General features: G+C 56.3%; 23 protein-coding genes and 2 tRNA genes. 14 read left to right on the forward strand and 11 right to left on the reverse strand.

From position 1 onward, the window contains the following. Window positions 1-121 precede the first annotated feature (121 nt). Entirely contained in the window at window positions 122-2,260 is a 2,139-nt protein-coding gene (locus EL361_RS07810; RefSeq protein ID WP_126378261.1) for a diguanylate cyclase, read from the forward strand. A 56-nt stretch (window positions 2,261-2,316) separates the two neighbouring features. On the opposite strand, the gene EL361_RS07815 is transcribed toward EL361_RS07810, so the two are convergent. Continuing rightward, window positions 2,317-3,687, reverse strand: coding sequence for a glycosyltransferase (locus EL361_RS07815; RefSeq protein ID WP_126378263.1), 1,371 nt, complete (start codon window positions 3,685-3,687; stop codon window positions 2,317-2,319). A 97-nt stretch (window positions 3,688-3,784) separates the two neighbouring features. Then, window positions 3,785-4,495: a DUF2046 domain-containing protein gene (locus EL361_RS07820; RefSeq protein WP_126378265.1), complete on the reverse strand. Its 711-nt coding sequence runs from the start codon at window positions 4,493-4,495 to the stop codon at window positions 3,785-3,787. A 424-nt stretch (window positions 4,496-4,919) separates the two neighbouring features. Between EL361_RS07820 and EL361_RS07825 the strand changes: the two genes are divergently transcribed. The 3 genes from EL361_RS07825 to EL361_RS07835 all read left to right on the forward strand — a co-directional run bounded on the left by EL361_RS07825 (window position 4,920) and on the right by EL361_RS07835 (window position 8,091). After that, entirely contained in the window at window positions 4,920-5,321 is a 402-nt protein-coding gene (locus EL361_RS07825; protein WP_338031070.1) for a rhodanese-related (seleno)protein, read from the forward strand. 379 nt (window positions 5,322-5,700) lie between these two features. Next, a complete protein-coding gene (locus EL361_RS07830) occupies window positions 5,701-7,023 on the forward strand; it encodes a (Fe-S)-binding protein (protein WP_126378269.1) in 1,323 nt (440 codons plus the stop codon). Window positions 7,024-7,158: 135 nt separating this feature from the next. Further along, the gene (locus EL361_RS07835; protein ID WP_126378271.1) at window positions 7,159-8,091 is read left to right on the forward strand and encodes a ketopantoate reductase family protein; all 933 of its coding nucleotides are present in this window, start codon (window positions 7,159-7,161) and stop codon (window positions 8,089-8,091) included. A 73-nt stretch (window positions 8,092-8,164) separates the two neighbouring features. On the opposite strand, the gene EL361_RS07840 is transcribed toward EL361_RS07835, so the two are convergent. Together EL361_RS07840 and EL361_RS07845 are read right to left on the reverse strand one after the other, a co-directional pair. After that, window positions 8,165-8,240 (reverse strand) — tRNA-Lys (locus EL361_RS07840). 126 nt (window positions 8,241-8,366) lie between these two features. Further along, a tRNA-Lys gene (locus EL361_RS07845) sits at window positions 8,367-8,442 on the reverse strand. A gap of 105 nt (window positions 8,443-8,547) precedes the next feature. Here EL361_RS07845 and EL361_RS07850 point away from each other — a divergent pair. Together EL361_RS07850 and EL361_RS07855 are read left to right on the forward strand one after the other, a co-directional pair. Next, the gene (locus EL361_RS07850) at window positions 8,548-10,425 is read left to right on the forward strand and encodes a protein-disulfide reductase DsbD family protein (RefSeq protein ID WP_126378273.1); all 1,878 of its coding nucleotides are present in this window, start codon (window positions 8,548-8,550) and stop codon (window positions 10,423-10,425) included. Between the two features lie 19 nt (window positions 10,426-10,444). Beyond that, complete coding sequence (locus EL361_RS07855) at window positions 10,445-11,323, forward strand: PhzF family phenazine biosynthesis protein (protein ID WP_126378275.1); 879 nt, start codon at window positions 10,445-10,447, stop codon at window positions 11,321-11,323. On the opposite strand, the gene EL361_RS07860 is transcribed toward EL361_RS07855, so the two are convergent. From EL361_RS07860 to EL361_RS07875, 4 genes are all read right to left on the reverse strand, one after another. After that, entirely contained in the window at window positions 11,320-11,619 is a 300-nt protein-coding gene (locus EL361_RS07860; protein WP_126378277.1) for a hypothetical protein, read from the reverse strand. The genes EL361_RS07855 and EL361_RS07860 overlap by 4 nt on opposite strands. A gap of 141 nt (window positions 11,620-11,760) precedes the next feature. Then, complete coding sequence (gene surE, locus EL361_RS07865) at window positions 11,761-12,555, reverse strand: 5'/3'-nucleotidase SurE (RefSeq protein WP_172961673.1); 795 nt, start codon at window positions 12,553-12,555, stop codon at window positions 11,761-11,763. 19 nt (window positions 12,556-12,574) lie between these two features. Further along, window positions 12,575-13,801, reverse strand: coding sequence for a M24 family metallopeptidase (locus EL361_RS07870; protein ID WP_126378281.1), 1,227 nt, complete (start codon window positions 13,799-13,801; stop codon window positions 12,575-12,577). 95 nt (window positions 13,802-13,896) lie between these two features. Beyond that, a complete protein-coding gene (locus tag EL361_RS07875; protein WP_126378283.1) occupies window positions 13,897-16,608 on the reverse strand; it encodes a cation-transporting P-type ATPase in 2,712 nt (903 codons plus the stop codon). Window positions 16,609-16,826: 218 nt separating this feature from the next. On the opposite strand from EL361_RS07875, the gene EL361_RS07880 reads away from it, so the two are divergent. Further along, entirely contained in the window at window positions 16,827-17,279 is a 453-nt protein-coding gene (locus EL361_RS07880; RefSeq protein WP_126378285.1) for a phosphate-starvation-inducible PsiE family protein, read from the forward strand. 174 nt (window positions 17,280-17,453) lie between these two features. Next, entirely contained in the window at window positions 17,454-18,128 is a 675-nt protein-coding gene (locus EL361_RS07885; protein WP_232034905.1) for a M15 family metallopeptidase, read from the forward strand. A gap of 155 nt (window positions 18,129-18,283) precedes the next feature. Here the strand turns inward: EL361_RS07885 and aspA are convergent, their stop codons facing one another. Next, window positions 18,284-19,693, reverse strand: a complete 1,410-nt coding sequence (gene aspA, locus EL361_RS07890; protein WP_126378287.1) for an aspartate ammonia-lyase — start codon at window positions 19,691-19,693, stop codon at window positions 18,284-18,286. Between the two features lie 185 nt (window positions 19,694-19,878). On the opposite strand from aspA, the gene EL361_RS07895 reads away from it, so the two are divergent. The 3 genes from EL361_RS07895 (at window position 19,879) to EL361_RS07905 (ending at window position 22,080) form a co-directional block, all read left to right on the forward strand. Beyond that, window positions 19,879-20,193, forward strand: a complete 315-nt coding sequence (locus EL361_RS07895) for a hypothetical protein (protein WP_126378289.1) — start codon at window positions 19,879-19,881, stop codon at window positions 20,191-20,193. 30 nt (window positions 20,194-20,223) lie between these two features. Next, window positions 20,224-20,694: an HAD family hydrolase gene (locus EL361_RS07900; protein ID WP_126378291.1), complete on the forward strand. Its 471-nt coding sequence runs from the start codon at window positions 20,224-20,226 to the stop codon at window positions 20,692-20,694. A 195-nt stretch (window positions 20,695-20,889) separates the two neighbouring features. Beyond that, window positions 20,890-22,080: a murein transglycosylase domain-containing protein gene (locus tag EL361_RS07905; protein ID WP_126378293.1), complete on the forward strand. Its 1,191-nt coding sequence runs from the start codon at window positions 20,890-20,892 to the stop codon at window positions 22,078-22,080. A 131-nt stretch (window positions 22,081-22,211) separates the two neighbouring features. Here EL361_RS07905 and EL361_RS07910 read toward each other — a convergent pair whose 3' ends face one another. Together EL361_RS07910 and mqnC are read right to left on the reverse strand one after the other, a co-directional pair. Further along, complete coding sequence (locus EL361_RS07910) at window positions 22,212-22,973, reverse strand: glycerophosphodiester phosphodiesterase (protein WP_126378295.1); 762 nt, start codon at window positions 22,971-22,973, stop codon at window positions 22,212-22,214. Window positions 22,974-23,285: 312 nt separating this feature from the next. Then, entirely contained in the window at window positions 23,286-24,314 is a 1,029-nt protein-coding gene (gene mqnC, locus EL361_RS07915) for a cyclic dehypoxanthinyl futalosine synthase (protein WP_126378297.1), read from the reverse strand. Window positions 24,315-24,439: 125 nt separating this feature from the next. Between mqnC and EL361_RS07920 the strand changes: the two genes are divergently transcribed. From EL361_RS07920 to EL361_RS07930, 3 genes are read left to right on the forward strand one after another with little or no spacing between them, the layout of a single operon-like run. Next, window positions 24,440-24,850 (forward strand): CoA-binding protein, encoded by a 411-nt coding sequence (locus tag EL361_RS07920; protein WP_126378299.1) that lies wholly within the window; start codon window positions 24,440-24,442, stop codon window positions 24,848-24,850. Beyond that, window positions 24,847-25,299 carry a YkgJ family cysteine cluster protein gene (locus EL361_RS07925; RefSeq protein ID WP_126378301.1) on the forward strand — a complete coding sequence of 151 codons (453 nt, stop codon included), beginning with the start codon at window positions 24,847-24,849 and terminating at the stop codon, window positions 25,297-25,299. Before EL361_RS07920 ends, EL361_RS07925 begins: the two co-directional genes overlap by 4 nt. Window positions 25,300-25,337: 38 nt before the next feature. Next, window positions 25,338-26,147 carry a J domain-containing protein gene (locus EL361_RS07930; RefSeq protein WP_126378303.1) on the forward strand — a complete coding sequence of 270 codons (810 nt, stop codon included), beginning with the start codon at window positions 25,338-25,340 and terminating at the stop codon, window positions 26,145-26,147. The last annotated feature ends 55 nt before the right edge of the window (window positions 26,148-26,202 follow it).

Raw genomic sequence — 26,202 nt, forward strand, 5'->3', positions numbered from 1 at the left:
AAGGTGTTGATCTTTAACTAACATATCAGAGCCTTGCTTTCTGTGTATATCTTGTTATTATTATCGGCTTTACACTCCTAAGCCACCCCTCTTTAATCGTATAAAAAGACTGACCGGGCCCATGCAGCAACTCCAAGAAATCATCACCGCCAGCGAAACATGGCTGGTCGAACGCATCCTGTTCTACGCCAAGGAGCATGGATACTCGCAGTATAATTCCACCAAGATCGAAGACTGGCGCGCATCCATCGCTGGTATTTCGTTGTCCCTGCTCACTGCCGTTGAGCAATTCGACAACGCCCCCCCGGAGTTCAACCCTGATGTGGACTATTCGACGCACCCGGTCGCAGCCTTTGGCATTGAGCAGGCACGGACACACCGCAGGCGCGGTATCTCCATGACCATGTTTCTTGGCCTGCTCAAATACTACCGCCAATCTTATATCGATCTGCTCAACAAACACATCAAAACAGGAGAGGAACGCCGCCGTTGTCGCAAGTTCATCGCCCGCTGCTTTGATCTGTTTGAAATCACGTTGTGCTCGGAATGGATCTCTCTTGAAAAAGACCAGCGCATCCAGGAATTACAGGACGCCAACCGCCGCCAAACAAATGAAAAGAATAAATATCTCACCCTATTCGAAAGCATCTCGGATCCGATATTCCTGGTAGATCACGCAGGTATCGTGGAAAATCTGAATGTCTCCGCAGCCTCCTTCATGGGCATCGGCGTCACCCCTGAAGAACTCTCCCCTTTGACCAATGACGAGAAAGCCTGCGGAATCGACATCCCAGGCATCAAGACTCGCAAGTCCGTGGTTGGCCGCAGACTCTCCGAGTCCTTGCCCTGGCTGGCTGTCGAAATTCGAAACTTCCTTGCTCAGGACCGCCGGGTGCTGCGCGTTGAAAAAAAGGCTCGCTGTTATGGCGAAGATCGCTACTTCAAGATCACGCTCTCCAGCATGCTGGACATTTCCGGGAAATTTTCAGGGGCCGTGGTCGTGCTCGCGGACATCACCAAACAAACCATAACGGAGATGGAACTGGTCCGCAGTCGTGACATGATGCAAGCGGTCATGGATGGCACTCCGGCACTCATTGCCTACCTGAATAAAGACCTGCAGTACCAATTCGCCAATAACTACTACGAAGAAATCTTCGAAACCCCGGTGAAATCCATCTTGGGCAAACATGTCTCAACACTGGTCGGGGACAAATTGTATGCCAAGGTCGCCCCCATGTACGAACGGGCCTTGAAAGGAGAACGGCAAAACTTCGAATTGACCTTCCAGTCGCCCAAGAAGGGTACCCGCAACTTCGAAATCACCTACCTGCCTCATACGTTTGGCGATTCTGTCGAGGGAATCATCATTCTGATCCTGGATTTGACGGATCGGAAAATGGCAGAGATTGAGCGCGAAAAATTCTTCAAACTCACACCAGGCATGATGTGCATTGCCGGATTCGATGGATTTTTCAAACAGATCAACCCCGCCTGGACCAAGAAGCTGGGCTGGTCTGAGGAAGAACTGCTCAGCCGTCCCTTCATTGACTTCGTTCTGCCCGACGACGTCAACAGCACGGTAGATGCCAACCTGATACTGGCCAGGGGTAAAGAACTTATTGGATTCGAAAACCGCTACCGCTGCAAAGACGGCAGTTTCCGATGGATAACGTGGAATGCCACCCCTTCACTTGAGGACAAAGTGGTGTACGCCGTCGCCCATGACACGACCAAGCGCCGTAAGATGGAAGAAACCCTGCGCAAACTGGCCGCCAAAGACTCACTGACCGGCACCAATAACCGGCGCCATTTCTTTGAGCTTGGCGCACGGGCATTTGCCGGTGCCAAACGCTACGACCGTGCCCTGTCCACCTTCATGCTGGACATCGACCACTTCAAGCGCATCAATGATACGCATGGACATGCCGCGGGTGACGAGGTTCTCAAAATCCTGGTCCAAACATGCCAGGACACCCTGCGGGATTCAGATATCATGGGCAGAATGGGAGGAGAGGAGTTTGCCGTCGTCCTGCCGGAGACCAACGCTTCACGGGCCTTCGCCACAGCAGAACGCCTGCGGGAGAAATTGGACAAGGTACTGGTGAACACTCAAGAGCATGAGATCGGCTTTACGGTGAGTATCGGTGTCGCCACGCTTGAATCCAAGAAAGATAGCCTGGAAGACCTGCTCAAACGTGCCGACGACGCCCTCTATGAAGCCAAACGACACGGGCGAAACCGTGTATTCAGCGCCTAGCCCTGCATAAACCTCAGCCAGACCGGAGCCCTCCACCTCGGCACACGCTCGGCTGGTTACTCATCCGGGAAAAATGAAGGACGAGGTCGCATGGCATTAATGACTTCCGAGTACGTCAATTCTGACAGTCTGAAATCCGGGGCCTTGCGGTCCACACGGGCATAGTAACGCATCAATTCAAGATACTTTTCAACCACATGTGGCAACAGGAAATTGCGCCGCACGTGCTCGTGGGCAGCCTCGCACATCCCTGAGCAGACATTATCATCCTCAATCAGACGAACCATGGCCTTGGCAATGGCTTCAGTGTCATCCGGGTCCACCAGAAAGCCGGTTTTGCCGTCGATCACCTGAGTACGGATGCCTCCCCGGTTGGATCCGATCACCGGCGCACGCTGCCAGAGGGCCTCGGTCACCACCAGTCCGAACCCTTCACGCGTAGCCGCATGAACAACCCCGCGCGCCACGTTCAAGAGCGCCCCCACCACGGCGTCATTATCATCCACGTTCACGAGAAAATGGATATCCGGATCGCCCTCGGCCAGTTCACGCAACTGAGCCAGCATCTGCTCAGCCTCGGGATCATCCGAAGTGTTGCCCAGGAAGACCATCTGCGGGGCAGGGTCCATTGAGATCTTGGACCGCATCTTGCGAAACGCCTTGACCACCGCAGTCTGATTCTTGTGTCGATCATAACGCGACACTGTCGCCAGAATCGGTCGGTCAGGATCAATGTTGTGCTCATTGAGCAACGGCGAAAGGATGCCCAAGGCATCGGCTCGAGTCCGCAGCAGGTTCTTCTCGGACAGGGGGTCAATCCCCGGCATGATCTGATATACCGGAATCTGCAAACCAGGCCCCACAAACTCGGGCATGGTGAAAATCGCCCCGGCGCAGTGGTTGATATAGGGAAGCAGGAACCGCCAGATGGTCATGTCCGGCGAAGTGGTATCGATGTGACAACGCCACAGCACATTGCCATAGATGACTCCGTTCATGACCATGGCTGCTGGCTGAGGATCATGCACCACCACCAGGTCCGAGGTAATGAATGTCTCTCGAGTGTTCTGATCGATGGTGTCCAGGTAGGCATGGAAAATCTCGTCCAATGAAATTTCCTGTTCCATGCCCTGCAGCAGATTATGAAATTTTTTGGTCACCGAAAAGAATTCGTCACTGCCCTCCAGCACATGCCAGTGGGCATCGATGCCCAGGCCCCGAGCCAGGGGCAGAGTCCCCTTGATCATCTCGGCGACGCCCCCCCCCACCAACGTGGAATTCACATTCGCCCAGCCCTTGCCCTCCAGAGGAGCAGCCAACTGCTTCAGCCGCTCGACCCGATCCGGCCCGACGAATTCCAGGTACTCCTCGGGGCTCGTGGGAGATGTGGGGATATACTCGTTGAGGGGGCTTTTCCTGCTCTGCATGACCGTTCCTTCTCACGGGTTGGGCTTATGGTCGCAAATCTAGTGCGCCATTAACCTAACACATTCCCATTGTGCACAAAAGCTTCAGGACAAGAGATCAGGAATTAAACGTGTCACGCAGTTGCTTGAAGAAGCCAAGCAGAAAATTATCAGGCACCTCGTTGCCGTCGACAATCAGATGAGCCAGCCGAGCCACGAGGTTTCGATTGGGGGTTCTGACTTCATGGAGCATAAACACCAGTGCCTGCTCACATCCCGTCTCCGGGGCAGTGGTCAGCACCTTGAGAATCCAATGGTCGCGATCACGGTCCCAGTCCATATCCACGGAGCGGGAGGCACTTGCGCTTTTCTGAATCAGACCGACCAGCCCCTTGGGGGTAAAAGCGCCTTTCGTCGGAGCGGCCACGCCCAGATATTCGTCATGCTCGGAACGGATGACCAACGGTAATCCGAGAAAGGCTTCAGAGGGTTTGGAATGCAGGGGATTGCCACGGCGGATATGCGTTTCGACATAGTGCGACAGGCGCTTGTTCTCCTCTCGCAGGAAAGTCAGTTCCGCCTCCATATCCCGTACCGCCCGCTCATGCGCGGCTTCCCGCTCGGCAAGACCGCTCTTGAGCACGGAAACTTCCTCGCGCAGGGAACCAATCTCGCGGCGATACAACGTCTGATCATCCAGCAGACCGGAGACTCGCTCAAGCAAAAGCGACACGGAGTCCGGCTGTGCTTCCACCCTCCGCTGCGGGGGGGCGGTTTTACGGAATCTCGCTTCGAGATCGCGCTCAATTTCGGCTGCAGTACTGCTCATATTATACATTTCCCTGATTCTGACGAAGACATCGAGAACCGATGGGCAATACCGCTGGCGGCGCCCCACTCCCGCTGAAGGGAGAATGAACCGCCGATAGCGATCCTTGTAGTAAGCGACAGTGGATGAAGGCAGTCCCAGCCGCCGGGCTATTTCCCGCAGGCTGATCAACCCACTAGAGTCTGCGCCACACGCCTTGCCCCTGGTTGTCATTTCTTCATTAGCCCCTGCTCGTTACTCTGTCTAGATTTTTTCAAGACTCTTTCATGACTCCACAGCATCACCTCATATTGTACAACTGTCCAACGCACGGCAACCCCAATCACAATTCTGCGTTCTTCGTCCTGCAGAGGAATAGAGGACTGACGCTCCTCGCCCTACATGCTACAGTATATGCAAACCCAAAATCAGGAAGGTTTCAATTATGCGCCAACATGCTGTTTATGCGGTGCTTGTAGTTTTGGCAGTGTTCATCGCAAGCCCACAGGCCCTTGCAAAAGATGTTGAACGGATCGAAATCACCGAATTACGGGACAAGCTCGGAGCTTCGAACCTCTTTGTGGTGGACGTCCGCACCCCATCCAGCTGGAAACAAAGCAATCACAAAATTCCTGGATCAATCCGCGCAAACCACAAAGACATCACATCCCTCGACCAGATGATCCCGCCGGGCAGTGAGGTCGTTCTCTACTGCGCCTGACCCAACGAATACACTAGCGCCCGGGTGGCGCAGAAGTTGATGGCGTTGGGCCACAAAAACGTCAAAGCTCTGGAAGGTGGATGGAATGCCTGGGAGGATTCCGGATTCCCGGTGGAGCCCAAATAGGTTTTATTCCGATCTTTTGATGTAAACTCCACGTCCCAACAGCTTGCTCTCCAGACAAAGCCCACGCAATGTCTTGCAGAGCAAGACAACAGAACAACGCTGATTGCACCACGATTTCCCCTTTCATGCGTGCGTGTTACCTGAATGAACTGATAAGTCTTGTACGATAAGATAAATCTTGTCGTACGAGACGCTTTTCGGGGGTATTCCCCTGCCCTATCCCCCCTCAAGAGACCATACGCCCTGTCATCCTCCTGCAATTTCATGCAAATCGTAGCGCTGGCATCCTTTATGTTTATCTTCATGGAAGGTGAGACACGGCTCATACGTGGCCGTGAGAGAGACATGCTAACGAACCACCCGGAGCACTGGAGGACGTATGGAGGCCGCACTGATACCGAGGGAGCTTCCCTCAGAGATCAAGGCACACTTGGGGAAATTCGACTTCAATGCCTGCATGGCCTGTGGCACTTGTTCCAACGGTTGCCCTGTTTCAGGCACCGAAGGTCAGGGTGGCCTCAGTACGCGTCAGGTCCTGCGCATGATATCGCTGGGCATGATTGACGAAGTCGTGGCATCCGACTTTCCATGGATTTGTACCGGTTGCGGTCGCTGCGCCTTCGCCTGCCCCATGGGCATCGATATCCCGGCAGTCATGGCCCACATGAAGCACCTACGCGACCGCGACAAGGTCCCCGGCACCCTGCACAAGGGCATGCAGAACAACGTGGACTCCGGCAACAACCTCGCCATCGCCATGGATGACTACCTGATGGGCATGGCCGAACTCGGCCAAGAAATGTCCGATGACGACTGCCCCGGGTTCTATGTCCCCGTGGACAAGGACAAGGCCAAGATCCTGTTCTTCCCCAATTCAAAAGAAGTCTACGGCGACTACGAAGATCAGTTCTGGTGGTGGCGCATCTTCTATGCGGCACGCGAGGATTGGACCGTCCCCAGCGAAGGTTGGGAAGCCGTGGACTGGGCGTTGTTCACAGGAAACTACGAATCCAACAAATTCCTGGCCCAGCGCAAGATCAACTACATGCACAAGCATGAAATCGAACGCATGATCATGCCCGACTGTGGGGGTGGCTCCTACGGTTGCCGAACAGGCATGGAGAAATGCAAGATTGAGGACCCCACCAACACGGCGGGATACACCTATCTCTATGACTATCTTGTTGAAATCATTCGCCAGGGGCGCATCAAGCTCGACCCCAGCGTGAATGCAGGCAAGATCTTCACGTGGCACGACTCCTGTAAACACGGCCGCGAACTGCAGCGCCACTTCGGGCGAGGATTCTTCGAGGAGCCCCGCTGGGTCATGCGACGCTGCGTGGACAACTATGTGGAAATGACTCCCAACCGGGAATTGAACTACTGCTGTGGTGCGGGTGGCGGTATGTGGCCCATGCCGTTTGAGAACGAATCCGCCCACCACGCCAGACACAAATACAACCAGATCAAACGCACCGGAGCCAACGTCGTGGTGGTGGGCTGCTCCAACTGTCGTGACCAGATCATGAAACGCATTCCCAAATTCTATGACTGCGACTACGAGGTGAAATATCTCTGGCAACTGGTCGCCGAGACTCTGGTCCTTGAACCCTGGCAGGAAGAACGCATCAAGCAGGCAGAAGCCGAAGCCAAGGCCCAGTGGGACAAGTTCGGCATCGATATCGACTCTGCCGAGTACTGATAAATCAAGACAACCTCACCCGGCGGGTAAGCCATGCCCGTCCTTTGAGTGGGCCATGTCAGGAGACGTGGCCCTTTTCATTGCCGGAAGTCCATGCCAGACTGCTGACCAAAACCTCCACAGGAGCATCGTCTCATGCTGATAACCATTGCCGGCTGCGGAGCCCTTGGCTGCTCTCTGGGCGCACGGATGATCGCCTCCGGGTTGGACGTGCAGGCCTACGGACGCCCGGGGTCTCATCTCGAAGCCCTTGCCAAGGACGGCATCATCCTGGCTCCGGACTGGCAGGGAAAACGCCAGACCTTTCCCCTTCTGGCGGCATCCAACTCTCCCTCAAAACTCCAGCCGACCGAGCTAATTATCGTGCTGGTCAAGGCGCACCAGACTGCGGCCATCGCTCCCATCCGCGAAATCCTGAAGCCAGACGGTGTCTGCCTGACCCTGCAAAACGGTCTGGGCAATGCTGAAACCCTGGCCCCATTGTTCGGGCAGGAAAACCTCGCAGCTGGAATCGCCACCTATGGCTCCACGCGCAAGGCACCGGGCGTGGTGGACGGTTCCAGCCAGGGATTTATCATTGCAGGCCCGTGGCTGCCTGGTAATGCCATGAACTGGGTGGGGGAGTTGCTGGCGGATTCGGGCCTGAATTCCACCTGGGTGAAGGACCCGCGCCCGGCCATCTGGAACAAGCTCTGCCTGAATGCCATGATGAACCCCGTTGCCGCATTGACCGGGCAACCCAATGGAAAGCTGCTGGAGAATGATCACTGCATGACATTGATGCGTGCCCTGTTCGACGAGGCCGCTACGGCAGCAGACCGGGCTGGTGTGATGATCGACAGGCAGGCAGCCTGGGACAAAGGCATCGACACCATCAAGAAAACAGCCAAGGTCAGGCCGTCCATGCTTCAGGATCTGGATCATGGGGCGCGCACGGAAACCGATGCCATCTCAGGTGGCGTTCTTGCTCAGGCGCAATCAGAATCCGATTTCCCGCAGACCCGTGCTGTGCATGCCCAGGTGAAGGCCATCGACGCTCGCAACGGACACGCGGACTCATCCGAATAATCCCCTGAATTTCAAGGATTCCACTAGACAAGACAAAAAAAGCCGCCTCCTTGCGGAGGCGGCGTATATGCGGTGGTGGGCCACCAGGGACTCGAACCCCGAACCAATTGATTAAGAGTCAACTGCTCTGCCAATTGAGCCAGTGGCCCACGTTTCCCGTTTGGGAGGGGTTTTACTATTCTTCTTCGCTTCGGCTGTCAACACCCGTCGACACATTTCTAAAAACCTGTTGGTCAAAAGAAAGCCGCCTCCTTGCGGAGGCGGCGGATATGCGGTGGTGGGCCACCAGGGACTCGAACCCCGAACCAATTGATTAAGAGTCAACTGCTCTGCCAATTGAGCCAGTGGCCCACGTTTCCCGTTTGGGAGGGCCACTTTTATGCCTTCACCCCTCTCCATGTCAACCACAAACTTTCGGCTTTATGAAAAATCTTCTCCGTGGCATGCTGGGCACCTATGAAACCCTTATGCATCCGCTTTGCGGCATTCATGCTTCTTTTCCTGCTGGCCCCAGCCTGCGTTTTTGCCAGCCCCGGGGCCCAGCCCGATTTCTACTCCCTCAGATGGGAACTGTTTCGCGTGGGCGACGCAACCCCGGACACGGAGCTGCTGGCCGTGCTCTGGCTGGAACTGGATGAAGGCTACCACGCCTATGCCAATCCCCCGGGTGAAACCGGAATGCCCACCCATTTATCCATTTCATTGGATGGCGGATCACCGCTCAAGGTCATCTATCCCGAGGGCGAAGAAGAACCCGACGTGTTCGACCCTTCACTCATGGTTCATACTTATTATGGAAGCACCCCCCTGTTCGTTCCCTTGGGGCAACTTCCCACCAGCGCCATCTCGCTCACCGGAAGCCTCTCCTTTGCCGCTTGCTCCGCCACCAATTGTTGGCCACTGCGTACAGAGGTTTCATTACCGCTGACAGGCATCAATCTAGCATCCCTGCCCGATGCCACAGATTTCTTCTGGTACGAATTCTATCTGAATAAAGAATTCTCCGAAGTCGTGGACACCAACAAGCAAAACACCCTGTCCCCCTCGACATCGGAATCCACCACCGAGGCACCCGCCACTTCGCCTCCTTCCTCCGTTACAGAATGGAGCTTCAGTCCCACATATTTCCATCCGGAACTGGAAGTCACGGACATCGAGCTGGCGCTACTTTTCGCCTTTATTGCCGGCCTGCTCCTGAACTTCATGCCCTGTGTGCTGCCGGTTCTGAGCCTCAAACTCTCAGCGCTCATGGCGGGTTCCGAAGAGCAGACCGAAGCCGACCGCATCCGGGCCTTTCGTGAACACAACCTGTTCTTCTCGGCCGGAGTAATGCTCTATTTCCTCTTCCTTGGAGCACTGCTCTCTGCCCTGGGTCTGGCCTGGGGACAACTCTTTCAGACTCCGGGACTCATCCTTGGGCTGGCCACTGTTGTTTTTGCTCTGGGGCTCTCCCTGTTCGGCCTGTGGGATCTGCCTGTGGTGGACCTCAAAGCCGACCGTTCCTCCGGCAGCCCCAAAGTCTGCGCCCTGTTCACGGGAGTTTTGGCGACATTGCTGGCAACTCCATGCAGCGGCCCGTTCCTGGGGGGCGTGCTGGGCTGGGTGCTGCTGCAATCACCGGAAACCATCATGGCGGTGTTCCTGACCATCGGCCTGGGCATGGCCTCGCCATTCCTGTTGATGACCGCTCGGCCTGGTTTGGTCCGGCTGTTCCCAAAACCTGGCAACTGGATGATCTATCTGGAGGCCGGGGTGGGATTCTTCCTGATGGGCACGGTGCTCTACCTGCTGACCATCCTGCCCACCACCATGCTCTTACCGGCTCTGGGGCTGCTCCTGGCTGTTGCCTTCGCTGCCTGGATGTGGGGCAAATGGACGAACCTATCACAACCCAAAGGCAAACGATGGGCCATACGTCTGGCCGCAGCCGCGCTGGTGGCACTGGCAGCGCTCATGCTCTTCGCTCCCAAGGCAACGCCCATCAAGTGGCAATCCTTCGAGCCGCAGGCCTTTCGCTCCATGCTGGGTAAACGCCCCATCGTTGTCGACTTCACGGCGGACTGGTGCCCCAACTGCAAAGTTCTGGAGCACACCACCCTCAAGACGGACAACCTCACCAAATGGCAAGAGCACTTTGACCTGACCTATGTGCAGGTGGACATGACCCAGGACAACCCCGAAGGTCTGGCCCTGCTGCGGGCCTTGGGCAGTCAATCCATCCCTGTTGTCGCCATTTTCCCGCCCGGTCCGGGTCACAAGTCCCCGCTTGTGCTACGCGACCTGTTCAGTGCCTCGCAGATGGACGACGCCCTCAAGACCACGCTGGGCGACTAGCCACCGCCAAAGGATCATCATGAACGACCGCTCACTCACCGGCCTTGCCTTTCGTCACGTGGATGTTTTCTCGCGCAGCCCCCTGTCCGGCAACAGCCTGACGGTCTTCCCCGATGCTTCGGCGCTTGATGGCCCGACCATGCAGGCACTGACCCAGGAGATGCGCCATTTCGAATCCATCTTCCTGAGTCCCACGGAGCATGCCGGAACCTTTGAGGCCCGCATCTTCACCATGGAAGAAGAACTGGATTTTGCCGGGCACCCCATCCTCGGGGCCGCAGCCGTACTGCATGAATTATTCGGAGACAACGACGGGGCCCAATTCAAACTGCGCCTGAAGGCCAAGACTGTTCAATTGGACTGCCTTCGCCGGGACGGCTGGTACGAGGCATCCATGGACCAAGGAAAACCTGTGCTGGGCGAGCCCATCGAAGGCGAAGCCGCTAACCAGTTCCTGGCCGCCCTGAACCTGCGCCCCGAGCACAAGGCGCAGGACCTGCCACTGCAAATGGTCAGCACCGGATTGCCGTATCTGATCCTGCCGCTGACTTCAGGCCTGGAACAGGTGCGGGTGTCCACACCGGACTTCGAACAGCTCCTGCAATCCGTGGGCGCGAAGTTTTCCTACGCACTGGACGTGACCGCTCGCGAAGGCCGCAGTTGGGACAATCTGGGAATGGTGGAGGATATCGCCACGGGTAGCGCCGCCGGTCCGGCAGGAGCGTATCTGGTCCGCCACGGGCTGGCTGAGATCGATGAGCACATCATCATCCGTCAGGGCCGTTTCTGTGGCCGCGACAGCGGGATTCACGTCAGGATCAACGGCAACGCCACAAGCCCGTCCCGCGCCGTGGTGGGCGGGGACGTCGTCATGGTTGCCAAAGGAACGTTCGATTAGCGAGGCAGCTTGGGGTCCTTGTCCAGGCCCTTCATCAGGTACTCATAGAACCCGGGGCGGCCCTCACTGGCCTTGCAACGCTTGTAGAAGATATTGATGGCCCCTTCCCAGGTCCGTTTGGGCAAGCCGTTTCTGGTCTGCCACAAGAACACTGCCAGAAAGAATGCCAGAATCAGGTACAGGAAGCCCCCCGCGCTTGCGGTGAGTTCCCATTCGTCGGGATCCCGGGCCAATGCCGGGGCAACAGTCATCAGAATGGTCAGCGCCGCGATCGCAGCAGTGGAAAGCCTACGCACAAACTACCCGCCTTGTTGAGGTCTCGGGAACAGGTGGTCAGCCTTGCCCCTTGCGTAGCACAGCCACGGCAAAAGGGGAAGGATTCCATTTATTTCCGAGTAATCAGGCAGGAGTCCCGCGTATTCACAGGCAGCGCAGGGCTATGCGCCGCCAAGCCATGAGTTGATCACCGAGAACCGCTCGCGCGAGGTACAATCGAGACTGAGCGGAGTCACGGAAACGACCTTGTCCACGGCCAGAGCATGGACGTCCGTATCCTTGGGTTCGCCTTCGGCCACGGCCTTGGTGATGCGATAATCCCCCAACTGACTGCTCAGGGATGGCTTCGGCAACTCGATGCCGTAATAGGAATCCGGGGACAGGCGGGTCAATCGCCAGGGAGTCTCCAGAGTCGCGCCACAGGGCACATCGATCTTCAGGACATCTACATCCATGGGACGGCTGTTCCCCAGCATAATCCCCGCAAACAGACGCAGAAAATGAGCGGCCACATCCCACTCCTGCTCGGAGTAGTCATGGATGGTATCAATGCTTGTTTCCAACGAGATCGCAATGGAGGGGATGCCTTGTCCGGCCCCCTGCAACGCTGCGCCCACCGTACCGGAGCCGGTAATGCTTGAACCGAGATTCTCACCGTAATTGATGCCGGACACCACAAGATCCGGACTAAACGACGGCAAGCAACTCAAACCATGCCGCACCGCAAAGGCTGGCGAGGCGTCACAGGCATAGGCCTGATAATCCCGCCCACCGATGGAGAGAGGCACGGGTTGCATGGCGCTTGCCTTGTTACCTGTCAGCGCACGGCCCATGGCCGTCTGCTGGTGCAACGGAGCCACAATCTCGACATCCGCCAGCCCATACAAACCATCCACAGCCGCATGCAGCCCCGGGGAATGCACTCCATCATCATTGGTCACCAGAATTTTTGGCATTGCGTTGGATTGTCTCCGATTATTCGATGCAGAGGATGTCATAGTCATGCCCGGAGATGCATTTGGCACCACTGGCGGTGACCTCAAAGGTATTTTCCACGCCCACCATGCCCAGCCCGGGCACCCCGAACTTGGGCTCAAGAGCAAAGACCATGCCCTCTTCCAGTGGAGTCTTGATCTTGTTGGCGATGGCCGGGAACTCGTCGATGACCAGCCCGATACCGTGGCCCAGGAACACGACCTTGTTTTTGCCCAAAGACATGAAGCCTTCGGTCATGCCCCGACGCGTCGACTCCTCCATGACCTGATTGTACAGATCCTCGGGAATGGCGCCCGGTAGCATGCGCTCGGCCAGCCAGGCCTGGATTTCCACACAAAAATCATGGCCACGCCTGACCTCGTCGGAAATGCTGGTTGCCGGTCCAGCCCAGTAGCACTGGGTCTTGTCCGTGACATACCCTTCCAGACAGAAACCGATATCACACGTCAGGGGTTCGCCCGCATTCCATATCTTGCCCGCATAGCCCATGAACGGCACTGCCGGGTGTTCGCCACGGATACCAACCGGTCCATTGAACACGCTGGGGTAGTTGCCGGAATCACCGGCAGAGACATGCCCAAGAAAACATTCCTCGCCAAAATTGCCCATGCGCAGCGGCCCGGAATGGCCCAGTGCAAAGAAAGCCTCCCAGGACTTGTGGCTCACTTCGCGCTCGCTCATACCGGGGCGGATCATCTCGGGCAGCATCTCGTACAGCGCCTTGTGGTGCCGCTCACCGCACAGACGCAGCTTGGCAAGCTCCCACTCAGTCTTCTTGGCACGGGTCATGGTCAACACGAAATCGGCGGGTACGATCCTGCAATCGCCGTTCAGTGTCTGCTCCAGCTTGACGCCGAAGCTCCAGGGCAGGCCATCCATCTGCACACCAATGATCTTGCCCAAGGGCGAACCAACATCGGCCAGTAGTCCCTTGATATCCTTGTAGGAACGGAACTCGACAATATGAGGTACACTGGATTCCAGACGCGCACGCTCAATGCCCTTGCGGCACAGCAATACGGGCTCGCCACTTTTTGGCAACCAGAACAGGCCGTTAGCCAGATGTCCGGTCAGATAATACAGATTCACCCGCGAAAACGCCAAAAGGCCTTCAGCCTCGGGAGCATGGGTTTCAAGCATGGCTCGGCAGCGCGCCCAGCGCAGTTCCAGTTCTTCACGGGGGATGGTTTCGATGGCGGTAAACATGATCGGCTCCTTGGAAAACAAATACCCCGGCGGGTCATCCCGCCGAGGCACGGTCATACGAAATATATTAGAAAGAAGGCAACTGCCAATAACAGCTAATTATCCTGGGCCTTCCGGCCTCGCACCCGCTTCTTATCCAATTCGATCACTGCAAAGGCCACGAATCCACAGGTCAGTATCTTTGCCCAATCAAGCACATCAAGAGGGGCACTGGAAAATAGCGCGTTCATAACAGGAACGTATGTATAGAGTAATTGCAAAATCATCATTGCAACAAAACCTATGGGAACAAGCGGATTGCTCATGATTCCAAGCGCGAAGGGTGAACGTTCGAACGACCTGGAATTGAAGAGGTAAAATGCCTCGACCACGACAAAAACATTAACAGCCATGGTTCGTGCCTTGGCGATATCAGCCCCAGTCTGGATTTCCCATTCATAAAGGCCAAAAGCCGCGACGAGTAGAATCAGGCTGACCATTGCGATCCGTTTAATGATCAATCCCCCAAGAATGGGCTGGTCTGGCCGCCGCGGTTTGCGGTCCATAAGCCCGGGCTCCATGGGCTCGAAGGCCAACATCATACCGAGGCAGAGAGCTGTCGTCATATTGATCCAGAGAATCTGCACCGGAAGAATCGGAAGGGTCACACCGAACAAAATCGCTGTGAGTATGACAAGCCCCTCCCCGGCATTGGTGGGCAATGTCCAGGCAATGAATTTGACCAAATTGGAGAAGACGCAGCGCCCTTCTTCCACGGCAGCTTCAATCGTTGAAAAATTATCGTCGGTCAACACCATGTCCGCAGCTTCCTTAGCAGCCTCAGTGCCGTTCACGCCCATGGCAATCCCGATATCCGCCTGCTTCAAAGCAGGAGCATCGTTGACTCCGTCACCAGTCATTGCACAGACTTCACCTCGTGCTTGCAGAGCCATGACTAGTCTCAATTTCTGATGAGGCGAAACCCTTGCGAAAACGGGAATTTCATCAACCCGACCAATGAGTTCCTCATCGGTGAGTTCCTCAATCTCCCACCCTGTCATGACTGGACAGTCCGCACCCAGTGTACAATTGTTTCCAACAAGGCCGAGTTTGCTTCCAATGGCTTGTGCAGTCACTGCATGGTCGCCGGTAATCATCTTTACGGAAATGCCTGCCTGTTGGCAGGCCTCTACCGCGATCCTTGCCTCTTCGCGAGGAGGATCAATCATTCCCTGCAACCCAACGAACGTCATACGATCTTGAACATCGCTCTGAGCGTATGCATCGCTTTTTGGAAGTGTCTTGACGGCAAAGGCCAGGACGCGAAGCCCTCTCGAAGCAAGTTGATCCTGTCTGCTCATGATTTCATCTGCATCAAGTGGTGCCGTATTTCCATCGGCCACCATCATGTCCTCACAACAGGCCACCACCCTTTCCACAGATCCTTTCATATAGGCGACGATCTCGCCACCGGCCTGATGAAAAGTCACCATGTATTGCAGATCCGATTCAAACGGCAACTCGTCAATCCGAGGTGAATCAGCATTCTCCTCCGCCAAGTTCAAACCATACTTGGCAGCAGACACAAGCAGCGCGGCCTCTGTAGGATCCCCCTCCACAACTGGCGAATCAGGCATGCCACTAATCCGTGCGTCATTACACAGCATTCCCGCGCGCAGGCATGCCGCAAGGCTCTTGCTGCTGGCATCGGCATCGTCTTCAGCACCAGCGATATTTCCTTCCAAGGAGTATCCGGTCCCGGAGACATTATAAACAATACCTGCGGAATAGATCTGCTGCACAGTCATCTGATTTTTGGTCAAAGTCCCTGTCTTATCTGAACAAATAACTGTCGTCCCGCCAAGAGTCTCCACAGCCGGAAGTTTACGAATAATGGCCTTGCGTCCGGCCATGCGCGACACGCCCAAAGCCAGAATAATTGTTACGGCAGCGGGCAACCCCTCAGGGATTGCACCAACGGCCAAAGCCACTGCGGCCATGAACATCTCGGAAGCTGGTTCTCCCTGAAGCACACCAAAAATAAAAGACGCTGAAGCTAAAATGAGGATGGCGATCAGAAGAATATGACTGAATTTTGTGATCTGACGTGTCAGTGGAGTCTCCAGGCTCTTGGCTGAATCGATCAGACCGGAAATTCTGCCAATCTCGGTCTTGTTCCCGGTCGCGACGACAACTCCTGTGCCCTGCCCATAGCTGACCAGAGTTCCCGCGTACCCCATGCAACTTCGTTCTGCCAGGACGGCGTCTCGATCCACTGCAACAGCATTCTTCTCAACAGGCACAGACTCTCCAGTGAGAGTCGACTCATCGATGCGGAGCTCCTTGCCGAGCAGAATGCGAACATCCGCGGGGACCTTGTCCCCAGAGCGCAACAGCACGATATCTCCAGGAACAAGTGCAGCAGCATCCAACACGATGGTTTCGCCTGCACGGACGACAGTCGCCTGAACCCGCATTGCAGAGGTCAGTGAACTCAAGGCCTTTTCTGCTTTGGCCTCCTGAAGAAAACCGATCAGACTGTTGACGACGACTACGGCGAGAATCACGCCAGCATCGACCCACTCACCAAGAACAGCTGTCACCCCGCCAGCAGACAGCAGGATGTAAACCAGAGGCTGATGAAACTGGAGTAAAAAACGTTCGAAACCGCTACGCGGTTTCTTGCCAACAATGAGGTTCTCCCCAAAGTGCTGAAAGCGTTTGTCACTCTGAAACTGATCGAGCCCCTTTTCGCCATGGCTCCCCATCAACTCGATGACCTTTTCAGCCTGAAGTCTATGCCAATGCCTGTCCAAAAGCGTTTCCATCTTCATCTCCGCCGATCGTCAAAGTATGTTGACAATATTCCCAAGCTTGCATTGAATTCTTTTGACAACTTATACAATGACAGAGAGTCTTTTTGTGATCAAGACAACGAGGGGATACTTGGACATAAATTCTTGGCAGCAACTCAATGCAGCAAGCCAGGCAGGAAAGCCCCTCAACCTGCGCCTCCACATCGAACCTTCAAGCCCTCAGAGGTAGCATGATCTTCAATGAAACAACTCCAAAGGCTCACGAGCACTCGGACCCGTTCACCAGAAAGCTCTGGAGCATCATCAGGGTTTCCGTTAAAGCACTCGCCATCCTCATGACGCTCGTCATCATCCTGGGCATTTTCGACGTGGTGTGGATGCTCTACCAGCGGCTGATCACTCCCCCGGTCTTTCTGCTGAGCATCAATGATATCCTGGCAACGTTCGGAGCCTTCATGGCGGTCCTCATTGCCATTGAAATCTTTGCCAATATCGTGGTGTATCTGGACACCCAGATCATTCACCTCAAGCTCGTCATATCAACGGCACTCATGGCCGCCGCCCGGAAAGTGATTGTATTGGATTTTTCAGTCAACGATCACATGCAGGTGATTTCCCTCGGAGTGGTCATTCTCGCGCTGAGCATCGGCTACTGGCTGACCTGCATGAAAGGCAAATGCTGACATCACCAGACGTTGTTCCTCATGCAAAGAGTATAACGGCTCAGCGCTCACAGTACACGTCCACGAACGGCATCGCCAAACAGACATCATCACAAATACGGACCGATGATGGACGGTAGAATGATGCAACCCTGCGCAACGACGCTACTCTCAACAACGATAGCAGGAAAAAAATTGCAGTTCAGACAGCCCACACTGACCTTGTGGATCCTCTTCGCCATCCTCTGCTCCTTGCCAGCCTGTACACCTGCCATCGTGGACAGCGCCCTGACAGATATACAAGCGATCTGGACCAATCAGCCCCCGGACGCACCAGAAGAAATCCAGCAGCAACTCGTTGCCGTGGATGTGCACTACTATGGCTTTGACCGAAAGCTGCACCAGGGACAGGTCGTCATCCACAAGGAGCTGGCCCCGGATATCAGGCAACTCTTCGCCGTGATCCGGGAGACCCGTTTCCCGGTCGAAAGCGTACTGCCCATTGCCCATCCATTGGTACAGTTGAAAGGTCCTTTTGGATTGTCCCCTGACACCAACAATACCTCGGCATACGTCTGGCGCCCCATTGTCGGCTCTCGCACTGTTTCCCTGCATGGCCTCGGGCTTGCCATCGACTTCAACCCCCGGCTGAATCCCTATTGCAAAGGCGACCTGATTCTCCCGCCCGGAGCCACGTACGAGCCTACCAAGCCGGGGACACTGACACCGGGGTCCCGCGTGGTGCAGGCTTTCAAGGAACTTGGTTGGGAATGGGGAGGAGACTGGGCTGAAAAGGGCAAAGTCGACTACATGCACTTCCAGAAAATCCCTAGCCAGCTTGAGCCGTGGGTCAAAAACTACAGAAAATAGGCTGGTGACGTTAACCCATTCAAAACCAAAAGGCCTCGATGATAAAATTCACCGAGGCCTTTTTATGAAAAAAACGTCAGGAACATTGTAAATCGTACGGCATTCTTCATCTATGAGATTTGAAATACCCCGCAACAACGAAGCAGTTCGGCATGTTAGGACGACCTGAACTGACGCGGGGCAGTCATGCTCTCAGGCTTCAGAATATCATCCAGTTCTTCCTGACTCAGGATGCCCTTTTCCAACACGATTTCAGCCACGGTGCGCCCCGAGGCCAAGGCTTCCTTGGCGACCTCGGCGGAGCGTTCATAGCCGATATAGGGATTCAAAGCCGTTGCCAGCCCAATGCTGTTCTCCACCATGCGGCGGCAATGCTCCCGGTTGGCGGTGATGCCCATGACACAGCGCTCCCGCAGGGTGCTGCACGCCCGACGCAGCATGTCCAGATTGTTGAACAGGGTATGCGCGATGACCGGTTCCATGACGTTCAATTCCAACTGCCCGGCCTCGGCAGCCATGGTCACGGTGATATCGCCGCCCACCACGGTGAAGGCGACCTGATTGACGACCTCGGGAATCACGGGGTTGACCTTGCCGGGCATGATGGTCGAGCCCGGAGCCATGGGCGGCAGGTTGATCTCGTTCAGGCCACAGCGAGGTCCGGAAGACAGTAGACGAAGGTCATTGCAGATCTTGGACAGTTTCACGGCCACGCGCTTGCACACGCCCGAAAGCTGCACGTAGGCGCCTGTATCCTGAGTAGCCTCCACCAGATCCGTAGCGGAAATCAGCGGCAAAGCGGACATGGCGGTCAGATATTCGGTCACAGATCGGCGATAATCCGGGTGCGCATTCAGGCCCGTACCAATGGCCGTACCGCCCAGATTGATCTCGTGCACCAGGGACTGGGCCTCGGCCAGACGCTGCATATCTTCGCGCATGGTCACGCCCCAGGCCCCGAATTCCTGACCAAGGGTCATGGGCACGGCGTCCTGCAACTGGGTCCGACCGATCTTCAACACGTCAGAAAATTCATCCCGCTTGGCCTCAAAGGCCCTCGCCAGTTTTTCCAGTTCCTCGATGAGCACCCTGATTTTCAGGATCAGGGTAATACGCAAGGCCGTGGGGTACACGTCGTTGGTGGACTGAGACATATTGATATGCGTATTGGGCGAGACAATGTCGTAACGCCCCTTCTCATACCCCATCAGCTCCAGAGTCCGGTTGGCGATGACCTCATTGGCATTCATGTTGGCCGAGGTTCCAGCCCCGCCCTGAATCACGTCCACCACGAACTGGTCATGCAGTTTGTCATCCAGAATATCGTCACAGGCGCGGGAAATGGCCATGGACATTTCCTGATCCAACAACCCCAATGAGGCGTTGGCAGCGGCGGCAGCCTTCTTGATGAAGGCCAGGGAGTACAAAAAACGGGGATAATGGGAGATGGGAATCTGGGTAATGCAAAAATTCTGAACTGCGCGCAGGGTCTGGATGCCGTAATAGCACTCTTCAGGAACCTCCATGGTTCCCAGACTGTCTTTCTCGATACGTGTCCCGGCCATGGTCGCCTCACTTTGACTCTGCCCGCCAAAGGGCGGGACGTTTTTTATCGTGGCACACCAGATGTACGCCACCATTCCCCCCTCGGCAATCTCTTGCAAACCTCAGAGTGATGGCATAGAAAGCGTGCTTAACGCCCGCAGCCCCCACGCGGGAATGAACCATATATTCCCAGGAGACAGATCGCATGGATTTCCAGTGGCTCTTCAAGGCCCGTGATTATCTGACCGTAAAAAAGCACACACCCGGCACCCTCAAGCTCGGCGTCAGCCCGGCCATCATGACTGTTCCGGAGTTGTCCAAGATTCCCAGGACAGACGTCCTGCCTAAGGGGATCAAGAAGGTGGACGTTTCCATCTTCACCATGTCCGCCACCATCGAATACGACACTCATGTCCTCGATCACACTCTGGTGGATGAGCTTTTTGCCACAACCGACCCTGAACGCGGGACACAGATCGTGGCAGAGCTGAATGAATGCTTGGAGCTGGGACTGGCGTAACAGCGCCCCTCGCCCCAGTTGGAGAACGCCATGTACCAATTCGACATCCCCGGGCGCACCCGGCTTGAAATCATCCACCTCGTGCTGGACCTGAACGGGACCCTGTGCGTGGATGGCGAACTGCTGCCCGGTGTGGCCGAACGCATTACGGCTCTGGGCAGCGAAGTCTACGTGCATGTGGTGACGGCAGACACGCATGGCAAAGCCGCCCAACTGCTTTCCGACCTGCCCGTGCGGCTGGTGGTCCTGCCCGAAGGAAATCAGGACGCTGCCAAAAGAGATTTCGTTCGGGGTCTTGGTTCCAGCTGCGTCGCAGCCATGGGCAACGGCTTCAACGACCGTTTGATGCTCCATGAAGCAGCACTGGGAGTCGGCGTGATTCAGGCCGAAGGCACCTATTCGGAAGCACTGCTCATGGCCGATGTCATCTGCCCGAGCATCACGGATGCCATGGACCTGCTGCTTATCCCCACCCGACTCCTGGCCACCTTGCGCAGCTGAATTTCCACCTCGTCCTCAAAACCTTCTCATGCGAAGGAGCAGGGGCAACTCCCACACGCGCCATCATTCACTCCTCCCTGCGACGCCCCGCGCCATCGGCTTGCCCCGCCACTGAAGCCAAGCCACCAACTTTGACCCCGGCTTGACGCTGGGGCACAATGCCTCGGTCACCGAATCCCAAGACCGGAGCCTCACATGCCCAATCGTTCCAGCACCAAGATCCTTATCTCCCTGGCCCTCTGCCTTCTGCTTGCCGCGTGCAGTGCGGGCGACGCCGTACGCACCGTGCGCATCATCGCCACGGGCGACGCCGCCGGTGCGGGAGTCATGGCAGCGGAAAAGGCCACACGATATGTTCTAAATCCCAAGGCTTTGAGCTGGGACCTGAAACAATTCAAGGAGCGATTGGAGGCCTTTCGCAAGGCCATCGGCGGAGTCTGGGGGGAAAAGGAACGCCAGGAGCCCACCCCCAAGCGTTACGTCAAATACACCCGCAACTACCTCTCACGTGCCAGCGTGAATTTTGATACCGGCTTGGTCACAGTGGAGACCCTGGACCCCAAGGACCCGCAAGGCAGCCTCAAAAACGCTATCGTGACCACGGTATTGGCACCGGCAGACCCACGCTCCCTGGACCTTTACTCGGACAAGGAAATCAAGTTGGGCGACACGCCGTTCCTGCTCGGCGAGGTCAAGGACTTCGACGGCAAGGATATCCGCTGGAACTGGCGGGCCGAGCGTTTTGCCGATGCACTCATGGCCCGCGGTATCACGACTAGGACCGTGGATGGCGCCAAAGGCAAGGCCACAGCCCACACGGTCAGCTTTCGGCTCATCAAGGACCACCTGCACATCCGCGCGCGCAAATACGCCGGACTGGTCGATCAGAACGCCGCCAAATTCAAAATCAGTCAGAACCTGATCTATGCCGTGATCAAGACCGAAAGCGATTTCAACCCCTTTGCCGCATCCAGCGCCCCGGCTTTCGGCCTGATGCAGATCGTGCCACGCTCCGCAGGAGCCGAAGTTTCCAAGTATCTGACCGGCAAATCCGGTAAGCCCGACAAACAGTTCCTGTTCCAGCCCGAAAACAACATCCTCTACGGCACGGCCTACCTGCACCTGCTGGACACCCGGCACCTGAACAAGGTGACCGATCCCATCTCCCGCGAATATTGCATGATTGCAGCCTACAATGGCGGTTCGGGCACGGTTTTACGCAGCTTCGACAAGGACCGCACCAGGGCCGTTGCCCGCATCAACGCCCTGACGCCCAAGCAGGTTTACGAGCACCTGCGCACCCGTGTGCCCTTTGCAGAAACACGGCGCTATCTGGACAAAGTGGTCAACAGCAAGAAACTCTTTGTGGGGACCGGCAGGAGCTAGGCCCCCGGTAAACATCGTGAGCCCTCGCGCCGTCAGCGCGGGAAGCAACCTCATTGCCAATAAGCGACAGGCAAAAAAAGCCCGGGCAGGTGAATCACCGTGCCCGGGCATAAATATCATTGGTGAAAGCGTTAGGCGCGCTTAGCCAGAAAATACTCCACGTTGTTGGCGAAAAAACCGTCAACGCCCATCTCCAGCACCTGCTCCATGGCCAGGGCTTCGTCATCGTAACTTTCGGTCCAGCAATAGACCTTGATCCCGTCCTCATGGAACAGATCCACGATCTCGGGGATCAATTCTGCCGCACGGATATGAAAGGAGAAGGCGTCAATGGCCTGGAGCAGAGCACGAAAATCGATATTTTCCTCTTCACCCGTGAACAATGTCCCCAATCGCAGGTCGGCGTCCAAGCCACGCAGACGCAGCAGAATCGAATAATCAAAACTGGAAACAACCACCGAGTCCATCAGCCCATGCTCGCGCACACAGTCCAAGACCTGCTGTTCCACCGGAACATCAGCAGAGACACACGCGGCTTCGGGCTTGATCTCGATGTTCACGAGCATCTTGCCTCCCACGACGTCCAGCACCTCGGAAAGTGACGGCAGTCGCTGCCCGGCGAAGGCCTCATCAAACCAACGCCCGGCATCCAAGTCCCCCAACTCATCCCAATCCAGTGCACTGACCGGCCCGGTGCCATCGGTGGTCCGGTCCAAAGTCTCGTCATGAATGACCACCAACCGTCCATCTCGCGACAGGGTCACATCCAATTCTATGCCATCGGCACCTGCTTCCAGAGCGGCCTCGAAGGCAGCGAGCGTATTCTCGGGATACTTGGCGCTGAAACCGCGATGCGCCCAACACAGGGAATGATCAAGATCGAATGTCGGCATACGTTGTTCTCATAAAGGGATGTGAAGGCATCCCGGTTGAAGGCTACATAACCTATTAATTTGTCATTGTGGCAATGGGGGAACAAGAACCTACAGATCGGGGCTTTCAAGCAGGCCGCGACTTGCCTCCAAAGGCGATCAAAAACCTCGCTGGCGAGGCGCAAGGCTAGTCCAGGCTCGACGCGTATCCTAGAATACGTGAGATTTGGGACGGGCTGCAGCACACCTAAGGCGTAAGGTCTTGTAGGCTCGATGACTCGCTAACAATTCACTTAACGAAGCCAGTGGGGGAATTTCATCGCCCGACCTCCACTATTCCAACAACGAATAATCCATGGTCCGCCGACAAGGAGTAAACCCGGCAGACGCCACCAGCCGACGCAGCTTGTTCTCGGGCAGACGGAAATGCACCCCGGCTGCAGCCACGACGTTTTCCTCGATCATGGTGGAGCCAAAGTCGTTGGCGCCCCAGAACAAAGCCAATTGACCAACCAGAGGCCCCTGCGTCACCCACGAGGCCTGGACGTTGGGAATGTTATCCAGATACAAACGCGACACGGCCAGAGTCTTCAAATAGGCGTCACTTGAGGCTTCGGGCATGGGATTACGCGTGTTCTCGGGCTGGAAGGTCCAGGGAATGAATGCCGTGAAGCCTCCGGTCTCGTCCTGCACTTTGCGCAGTCTGTCCAGATGCTCAATGCGCTCCTCCAACGTCTCCCCCTGACCAAACATCATGGTGGCCGTGGTCTTCAGGCCCTGTTTGTGTGCCTCGCGCATGACATCCAGCCATGCATCCGTGCTGCATTTGCGTGGCGACACTTTCTCGCGCATGCGATCAGTCAGAATTTCCGCACCACCGCCGGGGATGGAATCCAGCCCCGCAGCCACAAGACGGCGGATGACCTCGGGCACGCCCAATCCCGTCGCCTCGCCCAGATAGGCAATCTCGGTGGGAGAAAACCCATGAACAGCCACGGAGGGAAATTCACTCTTCAAAAAGGACAACATGTCCTCATAGAAATCCAGCTCCAGGTCAGGGTGCATCCCGCCCTGAAGCAGAATCTGGTAGCCACCCAGTTCCACGGTCTCGCGCACCTTCTGCGCCAGTTCATCCTTGGTGAGGACATAGCCTTCGGGGTCGCCAGGCGCACGAAAGAATGCGCAAAATTTGCAACCAGACACGCAAACGTTGGTATAATTAATATTGCGATCCACAATGTAGGTCACTCGTTCATGCGGATGCATCTCAAGACGACGCTCATGGGCCATACGGCCCAGGCTGAAAACATTTTCCGACTTGAGAAGCTCGACTGCATCATTCGGACTCAGGCGCTGGGGCATCGTCCCTCCGGGTGTAGTTCTTGACGAGGCCATAAAATTCGAAGAGAACAAAAGGCCCGGCGGGGATCGCCCCTTTCCGGTCCATATCCAGTCCATTTACCATCCAATTCCGGCCTCGGAGTTTTATGCTATTCGATGATGAGCTAAAGGCGCTGCTCGAAAAGGTCAAGACCATTGCCATTCTCGGCGCCAAAGACAAGCCAGGTCAAGCCGTTAATACGGTGGGCCAATATCTGATTAATGCGGGGTACAATGTGATCCCCGTCCATCCCGCACGCACAGGCGTCTGGGGGCTGCCCACGTTCAAGACTCTGGCCGACATTCCTCACCCCGTGGACCTTGTGGATGTCTTCCGCGCTCCGCAGTTCTGCCCCGACCATGCCCGTGAAGTCACCAGCCTGATGCCCAAGCCCCAATGCTTCTGGATGCAGTCCGGCATTACCAGCCTCGAGGCCACCGAGCTTCTGCAGGCTCAGGGCATTACCGTCATTCAGGACGCCTGCACCATGGTCGAACACAGGAGACTCCTCGGATGAGCGAGCACACTGCATTCGAATGTCAAATGTGCGGTCACTGCTGCGAAGGCACAGGCGGTATCGTCATGGCCACCAAGGACCGCATCCGCCTGGCGAAACACCTGGGCCTGACTGTGGAGGAAATGCTCAGCAAATACGCCGAACGCGTCAGCGGAAAACTCCGCCTCGTGGCCGGTGAGGACGGTTTTTGCATATTCTACAAGGACGGCAAAGGTTGCAGCGTGCACCTTGGCCGTCCGGACATCTGCCGAGCCTGGCCATTCTTCCGCGGAAATCTTGTGGACGAGAGCAGTTGGGAGATGATTCAGACCGACTGCAAAGGTGTCAGCCTCGAGGCTGGCCATGCGGCGTTCAGGAAGCAGGGGGTCGCTTACGTACTGGCCCTGGACGTTGATGAATCCGACCCCGAAGCCGCCACTGCGCTCCGGGTCTCGGATCTGGTGGAATAGGCGGCAGGCGATTTTTCACAGCATTCCCTGGGGGGGAAATGAATATCAAGCAGTGCTACAAGGTGCTCGGAGTCCGCTCCGGAGCGGACATGGAGGAAGTCAAAACCGCCTTCCGTGCACGAGCCTTTGAGCTGCACCCCGACCTGAACCCCAACGATCCCGAAGCCCATACAAAATTTCAGGAAGTCAACGAGGCTTACGTCCTGCTTAAGGAGGCTTTGGTCAACGAGCCTCCCCCACGCCGTGGCAAAAAACGCGCTGATCCCAGGCCGGGAAAACCCAAGGCAGACAAGACGGAAGGTGCCCGCCGCTACGAGCGTCAGGCCAAGGCCGAAGCCAAGGCCCGTCCGGGGGCAGGTCCAAAACCAGGCCCCAAGCGAGAGGCTACCCCCGGCCCGCGCTTTACCTACAAGAAGGAAGACGTTCTCAAGAACATCCTGAACGACCCCTTCGCCCGCAAGGTCTTCGAAGACATCTATAGCCAGATCCGCCAGGGTGGGGCCTCCGCCAAGAGTGCGCCACAGGTGGTCAAACGCCGCAGCCTGTCCCTGCGCTGGGGCAGCAAGCAGTTGAAAATGGACTTGTCCAGAGGACTCTTCGGGACCGTCAAACACTGGTTTGCCAGACAGATGGACGATGAACAGACCGTGACCCTGCAAGCTGGACAGCTCCTGCCGGGCAACATCATCCGCCTGACCATCCGCCGGGCCTGGTCGGGTGATCCCGTCACTGTGGAAGTGCCCATCCCGGCTGACTATGTGGTGGGGCGCCCGCTGCGGCTTCGGGGCCTAGGGCGCAAGCTTGGCCCATTCAAAGGCGACCTGTATCTCCGCCTGATGGCTAAATGATCAAAATAGTCAGGCTGTTCGATACAGAAAAAGCCATCACAGCCTTCCCGTATTC

The organism is Desulfovibrio ferrophilus (genome assembly GCF_003966735.1).
In the GTDB taxonomy this organism is placed as follows: domain Bacteria; phylum Desulfobacterota; class Desulfovibrionia; order Desulfovibrionales; family Desulfovibrionaceae; genus Desulfovibrio_Q; species Desulfovibrio_Q ferrophilus.